The organism is Streptomyces aureus, from assembly GCF_000725495.1.
Lineage (GTDB): Bacteria > Actinomycetota > Actinomycetes > Streptomycetales > Streptomycetaceae > Streptomyces > Streptomyces aureus_B.
The window spans coordinates 74,347-87,514 of record NZ_JNZD01000001.1; the positions used below are offsets into that span (position 1 = coordinate 74,347).

General features: G+C 72.0%; 11 protein-coding genes. 4 read left to right on the plus strand and 7 right to left on the minus strand.

From position 1 onward, the window contains the following. Positions 1-37: 37 nt before the first annotated feature. From IO36_RS00335 to IO36_RS00345, 3 genes are all read right to left on the minus strand, one after another. Positions 38-1,867, minus strand: a complete 1,830-nt coding sequence (locus IO36_RS00335) for a polyamine aminopropyltransferase (RefSeq protein ID WP_037614630.1) — start codon at positions 1,865-1,867, stop codon at positions 38-40. Positions 1,868-2,064: 197 nt separating this feature from the next. Beyond that, positions 2,065-2,595, minus strand: coding sequence for a DUF2617 family protein (locus tag IO36_RS00340; protein ID WP_037614633.1), 531 nt, complete (start codon positions 2,593-2,595; stop codon positions 2,065-2,067). A gap of 1,030 nt (positions 2,596-3,625) precedes the next feature. Beyond that, positions 3,626-4,165, minus strand: coding sequence for a GNAT family N-acetyltransferase (locus IO36_RS00345; protein ID WP_037614639.1), 540 nt, complete (start codon positions 4,163-4,165; stop codon positions 3,626-3,628). Positions 4,166-4,352: 187 nt separating this feature from the next. Between IO36_RS00345 and IO36_RS00350 the strand changes: the two genes are divergently transcribed. Both IO36_RS00350 and IO36_RS00355 read left to right on the plus strand, forming a co-directional pair. After that, complete coding sequence (locus IO36_RS00350; RefSeq protein WP_037614642.1) at positions 4,353-5,558, plus strand: pyridoxal phosphate-dependent aminotransferase; 1,206 nt, start codon at positions 4,353-4,355, stop codon at positions 5,556-5,558. Between the two features lie 255 nt (positions 5,559-5,813). Then, positions 5,814-7,013, plus strand: coding sequence for a hypothetical protein (locus IO36_RS00355; RefSeq protein WP_425535501.1), 1,200 nt, complete (start codon positions 5,814-5,816; stop codon positions 7,011-7,013). Between the two features lie 74 nt (positions 7,014-7,087). Here the strand turns inward: IO36_RS00355 and IO36_RS00360 are convergent, their stop codons facing one another. Together IO36_RS00360 and clpB are read right to left on the minus strand one after the other, a co-directional pair. Continuing rightward, on the minus strand, positions 7,088-7,621 hold the full coding sequence (locus IO36_RS00360; protein ID WP_037614645.1) for a YbjN domain-containing protein: 534 nt from the start codon (positions 7,619-7,621) through the stop codon (positions 7,088-7,090). Between the two features lie 370 nt (positions 7,622-7,991). Further along, positions 7,992-10,604: an ATP-dependent chaperone ClpB gene (gene clpB / locus IO36_RS00365; protein ID WP_037614649.1), complete on the minus strand. Its 2,613-nt coding sequence runs from the start codon at positions 10,602-10,604 to the stop codon at positions 7,992-7,994. 129 nt (positions 10,605-10,733) lie between these two features. Here clpB and IO36_RS00370 point away from each other — a divergent pair, with 129 nt between their 5' ends. Next, positions 10,734-11,147 (plus strand): pyridoxamine 5'-phosphate oxidase family protein, encoded by a 414-nt coding sequence (locus IO36_RS00370; RefSeq protein ID WP_037614651.1) that lies wholly within the window; start codon positions 10,734-10,736, stop codon positions 11,145-11,147. A gap of 161 nt (positions 11,148-11,308) precedes the next feature. Here the strand turns inward: IO36_RS00370 and IO36_RS00375 are convergent, their stop codons facing one another. Together IO36_RS00375 and IO36_RS47865 are read right to left on the minus strand one after the other, a co-directional pair. After that, on the minus strand, positions 11,309-11,644 hold the full coding sequence (locus IO36_RS00375) for a Rieske (2Fe-2S) protein (RefSeq protein ID WP_037614653.1): 336 nt from the start codon (positions 11,642-11,644) through the stop codon (positions 11,309-11,311). Next, a complete protein-coding gene (locus IO36_RS47865) occupies positions 11,641-11,880 on the minus strand; it encodes a hypothetical protein (protein ID WP_037614655.1) in 240 nt (79 codons plus the stop codon). Before IO36_RS47865 ends, IO36_RS00375 begins: the two co-directional genes overlap by 4 nt. Before the next feature lie 266 nt (positions 11,881-12,146). Here IO36_RS47865 and IO36_RS00385 point away from each other — a divergent pair, with 266 nt between their 5' ends. Then, a complete protein-coding gene (locus IO36_RS00385; RefSeq protein WP_037614657.1) occupies positions 12,147-13,142 on the plus strand; it encodes a hypothetical protein in 996 nt (331 codons plus the stop codon). Positions 13,143-13,168 lie beyond the last annotated feature (26 nt).

The window sequence follows — 13,168 nt, forward strand, 5'->3', positions numbered from 1 at the left end:
CCGCACCCGCGTATCACGGGATTTCCGGACCTCCCGGTCAGCCGGTGTACCGCGGATGCACCAGCGTGGAGGGCGGCGGCGGACGGTGCGGGCGGGTGCGCAGGGCGGCGCGCGCGTCCGCCGTCAGGGCCGCCTGGGTGAGGGTCCGCGGCCGCGGGCAGGAGGGGTCGAGCCGCAGAGGCACGGGCGTACGGGAGGCGAGGACGAAACCCCAGTCACCGCCGCCGGAACCGCCGCCCGCGACGGGCCCCGCGCTCTTGGCGGACCCGGCATCTCCGGGTACGCCCCGGCCCCCGGCGGACCCCGCATCGCGAGGTGCCCCCGATCCTCCGGCCGATCCCCCGGCCACGACGGCCCCCGCACCCCCGGCCGGTCTCGCCACCCCCACTCCCGCCCTCGGTGCTTCCCGGGCTCCCTTCGCCCGGTGGCCGGCGGTCCGGGCCGTGAGGCCGGAGCCGCGCCCTCCGACGGCGTAGGACCGGGTGACCAGGCCCGCCGCGCGGATCGTCGCGTCGACCGTCCAGAAGGTCCGGCGCCGGCCGGCCGGCGTCCCCGCGTGGACCACGAGACGCCCGCCGGGAGCGAGCACGCGGCGGACGAGCCCGTAGAACTCCTGCGAGTACAGCTTCGTCGCGGCGGTGACACAGGGGTCGGGCAGGTCCGCGACGACGACGTCGTACGTCGACCGGGTCGCGCGCAGCCGGCCGAAGGGGTCCGCCGTGACCACGTGGACCCGGGGATCGTCGTACACATGCCGGTTGAGGGCGGACAGCGCGGGGTCGCGGCGGGCCAGCAGGACCACCTGCGCGTCGGGCTCGACGACGTCGACGCGGCGCACCCCGGGGTGGCGCAGCACCTCGCGGGCGGCGAGGCCGTCACCGCCCCCGAGGATGAGCACGCGCGCGTGGGGACCGTTCATCGCGGGTTGGACGAGCGCCTCGTGGTAGCGCCGCTCGTCGCGGCCGCTGAAGCGCAGACGACCGTCGAGGAAGAAGCGGAGCGGACGGCCGCGGCTGCCGCCGGTGAGCACGGCCTCCTGGACGCCGGAGCGCGGCGCGACGCGCGCGTCCGCCCCGTACAGGGCGTGCCGTGCGGCCCGTTCGAAGTCGTCGACCAGCAGCGCGGCGGAGGCGAGGAGGCCGAGCACGACCACGTTGGCGACGAGCAGGGTCCAGCGGGCGCGGCGGGTCAGGTCGTTGCGGAACAGGCCGAGCACGAGGGCGCCGCCCGCGATCACGTTCACCGTCCCGGTCAGCAGCGCGCCCGTGAGCTGGCCGAGCAGGGGGAGCAGCAGGAACGGGAAGGCGAGGCCGCCGAAGAGGGCGCCCACGTAGTCCGCCGCGAACAGGTCCGCGACCGCGCCGCCGGGGTCCTGGCGGCGGATGCGCTGTATCAGCTCCATGAGCAGCGGGACTTCGGCGCCGATGAGCAGGCCGATGGTGAGCGAGAAGACCACCAGCAGACAGCGGGGCCCCTCCGCCCAGGGGCCGCCCCAACCGCCGGTCCAGGCGAACACCGCGTACAGGGCCATCGCGCTGCAGCCGCCGGCCAGGGCGAGCGCCGCCTCGACGGCGCCGAACCCGGCCGCGGCGCACGGGCGCAGCCGTTTCGCGAGCAGGGAGCCGACGCCCATGGCGAAGACCATGACGGAGAGCACGACGGACGCCTGGGTGACCGAGTCTCCGATCAAGTACGAGGCGAGGGCGACGAGTTCGAGCTCGTACACGAGTCCGCAGGCCGCGCAGACGAACACTCCCACGAGGACGAGGAACCTGCCGACGCCCGGCCGGACGGGCAGCCGCGCCTGGCCCTGGACGCCCCAGGGCGGCGGCGCGCCGGGTGGGGCTGGCGCGTGCGGTTCGATCACGCCGTGAACGCTACGTCACGCCGCCACTACGTCTCGTCACCCACACGTGTGGAAAGCGTTGCTCTTCCCGGTGTACGGAGTTGACCTGGGGCATCTTCCCGGCTCACGGGTCGCGAACCCCTCCGTGCGCACGCCCCGGCGCCGGACGCCTCGCCGCCCGCCTCGCCGCCCGCCCCGTCGGCTCCCCCGGCGTACCGTCAGACGGCGGACCCGCTGAGGGCCTTCGTCCGTACGCCTACCCGTGTGCGCGTCGCGACCAACTGGCCGTCCTGCGGGTACGCGTGCCACGTACGCCAGTGGACCTGGCCCTCATGACGCTGGGCGAGCATCGCCGTGAAGGCGTGCGGGCTGCCGGGGAAGACACCGGCGAGACCCTGGGGGTGGTCCGAGACGAGGGCCAGCAACTCCTGGGCGCGACCGGCGAAGGAGCCCGGTGAGAGCACCTCGACGCGGGCCGCGAACTCGTACTCCCAGTCGTCGAACCGCTTCGCGACGCCGAGCGGCAGCGGTGTGCTGCTGCCGGCGATGCACGCGACGGTCTCCGAGCAACTGCCGCACTCCTCCTCCAGAAGGACTTGGTGGGAGGCGCCGAGGAGTCTCAACTGGAGTTTTGCCCCGGCGAGTTCGAGATCGAGGGTGGCCAGGGCCGGCAGCGGTTCGCGGCCCAGGGCCCAGGCGAGATCGGCCGCGCGCGTGTCGGTGTACGAGGTATTCAGGGTCGTGAGCATGGGTCGGCTCCGCTAGCACGCAAAGGTGAGGTGGGGTTCCTGCGCACCCGGTCAACACCGGGGGAACGGCCCGGCCGGCCCCGCCGGAAGGGCATCCGGCGAACGCGTCCGATAAGACCATCCGATGGACTTCCGAGGCCTGTCGGCCGAGGGCTGCTTGGTGATGCACCAGGGCCGCTTTGGTGGTTTAGAGGGAATCATGAACTGTGCTGCCGCCACAGCGTTTTTACCCAACTTCGTGGGGTTTCCATCCCCCCGAGGGCTTCACAGCTCAACTGTTCAACCACGCGGTGCGCCCGGCGCACGGACGTGCCCGTCGGCGGATTCCGGCCGACGGGCACGTGCACGCTCGGGACGCGTCTTTCGCGGGAGTCCGGCGGCCCGCCCGTGAACCTGCGGCGGACCTCCCGCGGATCGGCCGCGGACCTGCGGCGGACCGGCCGCTGATCGGCCGCGGACATGCGGCGGCCGGCCGCCGTGTGTCAGTTCCCCCCGCCGCACCCGCCGCCGCCACCACCGCACGAGGAGCCGCCCCCACAGGAGGAGCCTCCGCACGACGAGTGCCCCCCGCAGGAGTGACCCCCGTGTCCTCCGTGTCCCCCATGCCCCCCGTGGTGCCCACCGGACGAGGCGCCGCCCGCACCGCCGGCCCACCAGCTGCTGTCGCCCCCGGCGCCGCTGCCGTCGGAGTACCGCCCCCTGCCGCCGACGTGCCGCCGCCCCCTCGGCCTCGGCGGCCCACTGACCGCCTTCAAGACCACGACCAGTACGACGACCCCCAGGATGATGCCGAAGATCATGGCGTCACCCTCCTTCCGTTCCCCCGGAAGCGGCCCCCCGTGGGCCGTGCTTCTCGATTCCGGTCCTGCGTGACAGGGGGATGCCCTGCCCCTTCCGAGCCCAAAGCAGAGTTGAGCAACTTCTGAGGCACCACGCACGAACAAGCCCCCGACCAGCGCGAAAGCGCGGAGCGGGGGCATGGGGGATCCGGGTCCCGGCGCGGACGCCCGGCGCGACCGGGCAGCGGCGCTCAGGCCGTCGCGCGACGTCCGACGCGGTACACGACGTTCGGACGCAGCGGCCCGTCGGGCACGGTGGGATCGTCGAAGTCGTAGGCCGGTTCCCGGGTCATGCCGATCCGGGACATCACGGCCCGCGAACGCGTGTTGGCGGCCGTGGTGACGGCGAGGATCTCCGGCAGGCTGAGGGTGTCGAAGCCGTGGGCCAGGACGGCCAGCGCGGCCTCGGTGGCGTAGCCCTTGCCCCAGGCCGAGCGGGCGAGGCGCCAGCCGATCTCCACGCCGGTGAACGCCATGTCGTCGTCCACGTCGTCCAGCCCCGCGAAGCCGATGAACTCGCCCGTGGCCCGCACCTCGACGGCCCACCACCCGTAGCCCCGCTCGTCGAACTCGGCGCGGAACTGCGCCACGGAGGCATCGCTCTGCTCACGGGTGAGCGGCTCGCCCAGATGCTCCCGCACCTCGGGGTCGGCGTTCATGGCCGCCCACGGTCCGAGGTCGGCGTCACGCCAGCGCCGCAGAAGAAGTCGATCGGTACACAGCTCAGCCATCCCACCACCCAACACGGCCCCACTCCCCGAGGCAATCACGTTTCCCCGGCCCCCTCCGGGACGGCCGGCACACGCCACGACGACCCCGCCCCACGAACTCGACCGGTCGGCGCTCGAGCGACTCGTCCGGGTCGCCCGTCGGACAGGTGAGTTGAGGAACATCCGAGACTGGGCGGAGGATGCTCGCATGACCTCCAGCGTGCGACCCCTTTTGAATCGTCGGCTCGCCGAGTTCGGGACGACCGTCTTCGCCGAGATGTCCGCGCTCGCGCTGAGCACCGGCTCGATCAACCTCGGACAGGGCTTCCCGGACACGGACGGTCCCGAGGAGATCCGGGAGGCGGCCGTCCGCGCGCTGCGGGACGGACGCGGCAACCAGTACCCGCCGGGCCCCGGCGTCCCCGAGCTGCGCACCGCGATCGCCGCGCACCAGAAGCGCCACTACGGCCTGTCGTACGACCCCGACACCGAGGTCCTGGTGACGGCGGGCGCGACCGAGGCCATCGCCGCCTCGCTGCTCGCGCTCCTGGAGCCCGGAGACGAGGTCATCGCCCTGGAGCCGTACTACGACTCCTACGCTGCCTCGATCGCCATGGCGGGCGGCACCCGCGTGCCCGTGACGCTGCGCCCCGACCCGGCCGGCGACGCCGGGGACGGCCACCGGCGCTTCCGGCTCGACCTCGACGAGCTGCGGGACGCGGTCACCGGGCGGACCCGGCTGCTGCTGATCAACACCCCGCACAACCCGACCGGCACCGTCCTCACGCGCGCGGAGCTGACGGAGATCGCGCGGATCGCCGTCGAGCGGGATCTGCTCGTGGTGACCGACGAGGTCTACGAACACCTCGTCTTCGACGACGCCGAGCACGTCCCGCTGGCGAGCCTGCCGGGGATGCGCGAGCGGACGGTCACCATCGGCAGCGCGGGCAAGACCTTCTCGTTCACCGGCTGGAAGGTGGGCTGGGTGACCGCCCCGCCGGCCCTGGTCGGGGCCGTCCGGTCGGCGAAGCAGTTCCTGACGTACGTGGCGTCGGGCCCCTTCCAGTACGCCGTCGCCGAGGCGCTCGCGCTGCCGGACGCCTACTTCGAGGACTTCCGCGCGGACATGCTCCGCAAGCGGGACGTCCTGGCGGCGGGTCTCACGGAGGCGGGCTTCGCGGTCTTCCGGCCGCGGGGGACGTACTTCATCACCACCGACATCCGGCCGCTCGGCGAGAGCGACGGCTTCGCCTTCTGCCGCTCCCTGCCCGAACGCGCCGGTGTCGTGGCCATCCCGAACGCCGTCTTCTACGACCACCGCGAGGCGGGGGCGCCCTTCGTCCGCTTCGCGTTCTGCAAGAAGGACGAGGTACTGCACGAGGCCGCGCAACGGCTGCACCGGCTGTCGTCCTGAACCAACGTCGGCCCGGGACGACCCGGGCCGACGTTCCGGCCCCGGCGCCCGCCCCGGACAGCCTCCCGGCAACCCCCACGCCCGCCCCCGCCGCAGGATTCCGGCCGTCTCCCGCAGCGCACCGGAAGCCGATCCGACGGAGCGTTAGCACCGTCTCCACCCCCCGACCGGGCGGCGCGCCGGGGGTCGTTCAAGGGAACCCGCACGGGCGAGCAAAGCTCGCGAATACCCCGTGCGGAACGCACAGTTCGGGGTGTGACCCACCCGAGCACCCTCACTCGCCCCGCTCTCCCGGAGCCCGGCACCCGTGCCGTCCGTCCGTCCCGCGCCCCACGCGGTCTGCCGGCCGCCGCGATCACGGCACTCGGACTGTTCGCCGCCGCCCGCCTGGCCGGCCTCCTCGTGCTCGCCGGGACCGCCTGGGCCACCGGCGGGCATCCGGTCGCCCTGCTCGCGCGGTCCTGGGACTCGGCCTGGTACCTGGGGATCGCCGCGCACGGCTACGGCAGGACGCTTTATTTCCACCCCACGGTCGTCCACAGCGACCTCGCGTTCTTCCCGCTCTACCCGGCCCTGGTCCGGGCCGTCACCACGCTGACGCCGCTGACCGGGGGCTCGGCCGGCCTGCTGGTCTCCTGGACCGCGGCGGCCGCCGCCGCGTGCGGGGTGTACGCGATCGGGGCCCGGCTGCACGGCCGGGCGGTCGGTACGGCCCTGGTGCTGCTGTGGGGCCTGCTGCCGCACTCGGTCGTGCTGTCGATGGCGTACACCGAGCCCGTCCTGACCGCGTTCGCCGCCTGGTCGCTGTACGCGGTGCTCGACGGGCGCTGGCTGTGGGCGGGCTCGCTGGCGGCGCTCGCCGGACTGTCCCGGCCCAACGGCTTCGCGGTGGCCGCCGCGGTGCTCGTGGCGGCGGCGCACGAGGTCTGGCGCCACCGCGGAAAAGTTACCCACAGGGTGTGGACAGGCGCGGCGCTCGCCCCGGCCGGCTGGGCCGGCTACGTGCTGTGGGTGGGACACCGCGAGGGCGCCCCGCTCGGCGGCTACTTCCAGGTGCAGCGGCTGTGGGGCTCACGCTTCGACCTCGGCGAGGGGTCGCTCCACTTCGTCAAGCACCTGCTGTTGCACGGGGACCGGTTCGTGTTCCCCATGACGATGGTGATCGTCGCCGCGGCCGTGCTGCTGTACGCGCTGCTGGCCGCGGACAAGGCGCCCCTGCCGCTGCTGGTCTACAGCGGCGTCCTGCTGCTGATCGCGCTGGGCGGCTCGGGCTTCTTCGAGTCCAAGCCGCGCTTCCTGCTCCCGGCCTTCCCGCTGCTGCTGCCGCTGGCCCGGGCGCTGGTGCGCACGGCGAGAGCCCGGCCCTGGCACGCGACCCTGGTGGTCGGTGCCCTGGCCGGGCTCTCGTTCGCCTACGGCGCGTATCTGGTCGTGATCGCGCACACCCCGCTCTAGGAACGGTTTCGGGCGCGGGTCAGCGCAGCGGCGCGCGCCGGTGCGGGGACGGGCCGGAGGGGGCCTGAGGGGCCCTACTCTTCCTCGTCGTCCCCGGGCTTGTCCGCCTCGTTGATCTCCTGCTCCAGGCCGAGCTGCTCGACGAGCCACTTGTCGAACTCGATGGCGGCGCGCACCCAGCTGACCGTGGAGGACACGAAGTGCTCCAGGCTGACGCCGGTGCCGATCAGCATCTGCGCCTCGCCGATCAGGCGGACGGTGCCGTCGTCGTGGGTGTGGCTGTAGACCTTGGGCCACAGCGTGCGGCGGTTCCAGTCGTCGATCGACTCGAGGAGCGCGGGCTTCTCCTCCAGCTGGTGCGGCCGGTCGTAGAACGTCCGCACCGAGAAGACCTGCTGGTCAGCCTCGCCACGGAACATGAAGTACGTACGGAACTCCTCCCACGGCGCCGCGAGGTCACCCTCGTCGTCGACGACGTACTTCAGCTCCATCTGCTCCAGGAGCTGCTTCACGAGGTCCTGATCCGGGACCACGGGGCCGGCGGGGCCGCCGGGCTGCGGCTCGGGCTGGCCCCCGAAATTCGGAATCGAGGACGGGTCGATGCTCACCGTGTATTTCCCTTCGTACGGATACCGCCATCCTCTCTCATGCGGGGCGGGGAGTGGCAACCTCTGGCGGGCCCTGTCCGCCGGGGGCTGACAAGATCCGGTCACGTACGGGCATCGGCGGGGCAAAGGAAAGGGGCCCGCGGCACACCGCCGCGGGCCCTTCCGTGCCGGTTCCGGCCCCGCCGCCCGGGCGGGTCGCGGCGCCCGATCCCTGGCCGACCCGGCAGCCGTACCACCGCCGAGCCCATTGGCCGTGCCGGGCTCGATTCCGGTGCCGGTGCCGACCCGGCAGCCCTACCGCCGCGAGCCCGGTGCCGGCCCGCAGCCCTACCGCCGCCGAGCCCGGTGCCGGTGCCGGGCCCAGTGCCGGCTACAGCGTCTTGCCCGTAGCCGGTCCCACGATCAGGCCGTCGCCGAAGGCGTCCACCCGGACCGTGTCGCCGTCCTTGACCTCGCCCGCCAGGATCTCCTTGGCCAGCCGGTCGCCGATGGCCGTCTGGACGAGGCGCCGCAGCGGCCGTGCTCCGTACGCCGGGTCGTTGCCCTCCTCCGCGAGCCAGGCCAGCGCCGCGTCGGTGACCTCCAGGGTGAGCCGGCGCTCGGCCAGCCGGCGCGCCAGGGCGTCGATCTGGAGCCTGGCGATGCGCTCCAGCTCCGCCTGGTCGAGGGCGGAGAAGATCACGAGGTCGTCCAGCCGGTTCAGGAACTCCGGCTTGAAGGACGCACGGACGACGTCCAGGACCTGCCGTCTGCGCTCCTCGTCGGAGGCCGCCGGATCGGCGAGGCTCTGCCCGCTCAGGAACTGGCTGCCCAGGTTCGAGGTGAGGATCAGGATGGTGTTGCGGAAGTCGACCGTCCGCCCCTGGCCGTCCGTCAGCCGCCCGTCGTCCAGCACCTGGAGCAGGATGTCGAAGACCTCGGGGTGCGCCTTCTCCACCTCGTCCAGCAGGATCACGCTGTACGGGCGCCGGCGCACCGCCTCGGTGAGCTGGCCGCCCTCCTCGTAGCCGATGTACCCGGGCGGCGCTCCGACCAGCCGGGCCACACTGTGCTTCTCGCCGTACTCCGACATGTCGATGCGGACCATCGCCCGCTCGTCGTCGAAGAGGAAGTCGGCCAGCGCCTTGGCGAGTTCGGTCTTGCCGACGCCCGTGGGGCCGAGGAAGAGGAAGGAGCCGGTGGGCCGGTCCGGGTCGGCGATCCCGGCGCGGGTGCGCCGCACGGCGTCGGACACCGCCCCCACGGCCTCGCTCTGGCCGATCAGCCGGCGGCCCAGCTCCGCCTCCATGCGCAGCAGCTTCTGCGTCTCGCCCTCCAGGAGGCGGCCGGCGGGGATGCCGGTCCAGGCGCCGACGACGTCCGCGATGTCGTCCGGCCCGACCTCCTCCTTCACCATGGTGTCCTTGGAGACCTCCTCCTCGGCCTGGGAGGCTTCCTCCAAGTCCCGCTCCAGCGTGGGGATCTCGCCGTAGAGCAGCTTGGAGGCGGTGTCGAAGTCGCCGTCGCGCTGGGCGCGTTCGGCCTGGCCGCGCAGTTCGTCGAGCTTCTCCTTCAGCTCACCGACGCGGTTGAGGGACTGCTTCTCCTTCTCCCAGCGGGCGTTGAGACCGCGCAGCTCCTCCTCCTTGTCGGCGAGGTCGCGGCGCAGCCGCTCCAGCCGCTCCCTGCTGGCGGCGTCCGTCTCCTTGCCGATGGCCAGCTCCTCCATCTTGAGCCGGTCGACGACGCGCTGGAGCTCGTCGATCTCGACCGGGGAGGAGTCGATCTCCATGCGCAGCCGTGAGGCCGCCTCGTCGACGAGGTCGATGGCCTTGTCGGGGAGGAAGCGGGAGGTGATGTAGCGGTCGGACAGGCTCGCGGCGGCCACCAGGGCCGAGTCGGCGATCTGGACCTTGTGGTGCGCCTCGTAGCGTCCCTTGAGTCCGCGCAGGATGGCGATGGTGTCCTCGACCGTCGGTTCGGCGACCAGCACCTGCTGGAAGCGCCGTTCCAGCGCGGGGTCCTTCTCGATCCGTTCGCGGTACTCGTCGAGGGTGGTGGCGCCCACCATGCGCAGCTCACCGCGGGCGAGCATGGGCTTGAGCATGTTGCCGGCGTCCATCGCGGAGTCGCCGCCCGCGCCGGCGCCCACGACGGTGTGCAGTTCGTCGATGAAGGTGATGATCTGCCCGTCGGAGTCCTTGATCTCCGCGAGCACGGTCTTCAGACGCTCCTCGAACTCGCCCCGATACTTCGCGCCGGCGACCATCGCGCCCAGGTCGAGCGAGACGAGCCGCTTGTTCCGGAGGGACTCGGGCACGTCCCCCTTCACGATCCGCTGGGCGAGGCCCTCGACGACGGCGGTCTTGCCGACACCGGGCTCGCCGATCAGGACGGGGTTGTTCTTCGTACGGCGGGACAGGACCTGCACGACCCGGCGGATCTCGTGGTCCCGGCCGATGACGGGGTCGAGTCTGCCCTCGCGGGCCGCGGCGGTGAAGTCGGTGCCGAACTTCTCGAGCGCCTTGTACTGGCCCTCGGGGTCCGCGGTCGTCACCCGGCGCCCTCCTCTGGTCTTCTGGAACGCGTCGAGCAGCTTCCTGGCGCCGGCGCCCTGCCCGGAGAGTACGTCGGCGACCGCTCCGCCCTTCGCGGCGATGCCGATGAGCAGGTGTTCGGTGGAGATGAACTCGTCGCCGAGTTCCTTGGCGCGCTCGGCGGCGTCGGCGATGACGGCGAGCGTCTCACGGTTGGGCTGCGGGGGCGCGACGGTGGAGCCGGTCACGCTGGGCAGGCCGGCGAGCACCCGCTCGGTGCCGGCCCGCACCGATGCCTGGTCGGCGTCCACGGCCGCCAGCAGATCGATGAGGTTCTCGTTGTCCTGCCCCTCCAGCAGAGCGAGCAGCAGGTGGGCGGGGGTGAGGTCGGGGTGCCCCTCCCGCACCGCGCGGTTGCTGGCCGCGTTGATCGCGTCCCGGCTCCTGTTGGTCAGCTCGGCGTCCACGTTCGCGTTCTCCTCCTCCTGATGTCCTGACCGTTGTCTGACTCATCCAGCGTACACAAAGTTGAGTCTATTCCGCTCAAGGCTGGAAGGGCGGGAAAACGACGGCCACGAGGCGTAGATTCAGGCCTCATGGCCTCCCATCCGGTGGATCCGCGACAGCCCGACGCCGCCTATCTGAGCTTCTGGCGCGAACGCCACCTGTGCACGCTGACCACCCTCCGGCCCGACGGCAGCCCGCATGTCGTACCCGTCGGCGTTACATACGACCCCGAGGCCGGTCTCGCTCGGGTGATCACGAACAAGTCCAGCCGGAAGGTGGCCCACGTGCTGGCCGCCGGGCCGGCCGGGGCACGGGTGGCGGTCTGCCAGGTGGACGGCGCGCGCTGGGCGACGCTGGAGGGCCTGGCCCGGGTGCGGACGGAACCGGAGCGCGTCGCGGAGGCGGTACGGCGCTACGCGGAGCGCTACGAGCGCATGCCGTCGCCGAACCCGGCCCGGGTGGCGATCGAGATCGAACTCACGGCGGCGATGGGCCGCGGATGAGGACGGGTGCGGGCGTCCCGCGGCCCTCGCGCGCACGGGTCGGACGAGGGCGATACCAGGATTTATCCCCGGAAACTGCAGCGGCGTCACCGTGTTCAGGTCACGGTGACGCCGCTGCGGGGGGAAGTACCTGCGCGATCTACTACGACGGGGGAATCGCGTCAGGCACTGCGGGGGGTGGCTGCGATGGTCTCGACGTCCGGGACGTCGGGTCCGGTGAGCTGGTGGTCACGCTGGTCGAGGTTCACGAAGATCATGCCGTACCGGATGGCGCACCGGACGGGCTGCGGCGCCCCCCGAGGCCGCCGCAGACACCGGTACGCCCGTACGTCCTCGTCGTCGTCGCGGGTGACGACGACGGGCTCCCCGAAGACGGTCACCATCAGCGAGTCACCGCTGTAGGGGATGGCGGTGACCAGGTCGATGAAGTGCCAGCCGGAGCGGTAGGCGGTGGCCATCTCGCGGCGGAAGGAACGGTCGTCGGGAGGAATGCTCATGCGTCTGCGCTCGCGGAGACGATCGTCCAGCCGCTGTCCGCCAGGGGCGCCGCGGTCCAGCCGCTGTCCTCCAGGGACACCTTCACGCTGGTCCAGCCACTGTCGCCGGGAAGCGCCGCGGCCTCGACGTCGGTCCAGCCACTGTCCGCCGGACCGGCCTCGACGTCGGTCCAGCCACTGTCCGCCGGACCGGCCTCGGCGGCGGTCCAGCCGCTGTCCGCCAGGGACGCCTTCACGCTGGTCCAACCGCTGTCCGGGCCGGCCCAGGACCGGGCACCCCCGGCATCAAGACCCGAGGCCCCCAGGGAGCCGGACGCCACAGCGACAGAGAAGACTGCGGCAAGCACTGAACCAAGCAATCTCGCTCGCATAGTCGGCTTCGTCCTCACTTGATGGAATCTTCTCCCCCGTCGTCACAAGACGATGGCTCATTCAGGCACGTCAATGCCACAGCAGCGATGCATCATGTTCCTGCACGTTCAGGACCCTGGGGGGTGGAGATTTGCCCACAAAGAACTCACAACCGACACATCCCCACGCTGTCACCACGTTGTGTGACGAAGGAACACGCCTTTACGCCAGTGCGTTGCACTCCGGCCGTATCACCCGGGTCGAAGTGGAAACGGCCCCTTGCCTCTTGGAGTTCGCGCTGCTTCATCCCGACCCCGACGACGAGAAGTGGCTCCGTCCGGTTCCGCCGTCGGTCGCGCTCGCCCAGCGCCTGCAGCCCCTGGAACGGGAGATCCAGGAGCGCCGCCGGCTCGCGATCGAACTGACGGACTCCTTCGACCCGTTCATCGCGATCAGCACGCAGAGCACCGCGAGCAGCCACGCGATCACCGTTCTGGAGGGATTCGACCGGATCAACGCGGCACTCAATTCGGCCACCGCCGAGTGCCAGACGGAGATGCTGACGATCCAGCCCGGCGGCGGGCGGCCCGCCGACGCCCTGATGCAGGCGCTGGAGCGGGACCGGCCGCTGACCGACCGGGGTGTGCGCATCCGCACGCTCTACCAGCACACCGCCCGGCACAGCCAGGGGACGCTCGCCTACGTGGAGCGGATATCCGGCGGCCGGATCCAGGTCCGCACCCTCGAGGAACTCATCGAGCGGCTGATCGTCTTCGACCGGACCGTCGCCTTCATTCCGGCCAGCGACGACCGTCGGGTCGCCCTCGAACTGCGCCACCCCGGGCTCGTGCTGTACCTGAGCAAGGTCTTCGAGCAGCTCTGGCAGCGCGCGGTCCCGCTGACCGAGGACGTCCCGAACGACGTCGGCCCCAACGGCATCACCGGTGTCCAGCGCTCCATAGCCAAGCTCCTCATCGAGGGGCACGTCGACGAGGCGATAGCCCGCCGTCTGGGCATGAACGTCCGCACCTGCCGCGCCCACATCGCCAAGCTCGCCTCCGCCCTCGGCAGCGGCAGCCGGGCCCAACTCGGCTTCCTGATAGCCCAGTCGGGGCTTCTGGACCAGTCCGGAGGAGGGGAGGAGTGACCCCGGCCGGCGGCAAAGAGTCCGGG

Coding starts and splice junctions, on each gene's coding strand:
- IO36_RS00340 (WP_037614633.1), bottom strand. CDS start 2,595: ATGCTCACGACCCTGAATACCTCGTACACCGACACGCGCGCGGCCGAT.
- IO36_RS00345 (WP_037614639.1), bottom strand. CDS start 4,165: ATGGCTGAGCTGTGTACCGATCGACTTCTTCTGCGGCGCTGGCGTGAC.
- IO36_RS00350 (WP_037614642.1), top strand. CDS start 4,353: ATGACCTCCAGCGTGCGACCCCTTTTGAATCGTCGGCTCGCCGAGTTC.
- IO36_RS00370 (WP_037614651.1), top strand. CDS start 10,734: ATGGCCTCCCATCCGGTGGATCCGCGACAGCCCGACGCCGCCTATCTG.
- IO36_RS00375 (WP_037614653.1), bottom strand. CDS start 11,644: ATGAGCATTCCTCCCGACGACCGTTCCTTCCGCCGCGAGATGGCCACC.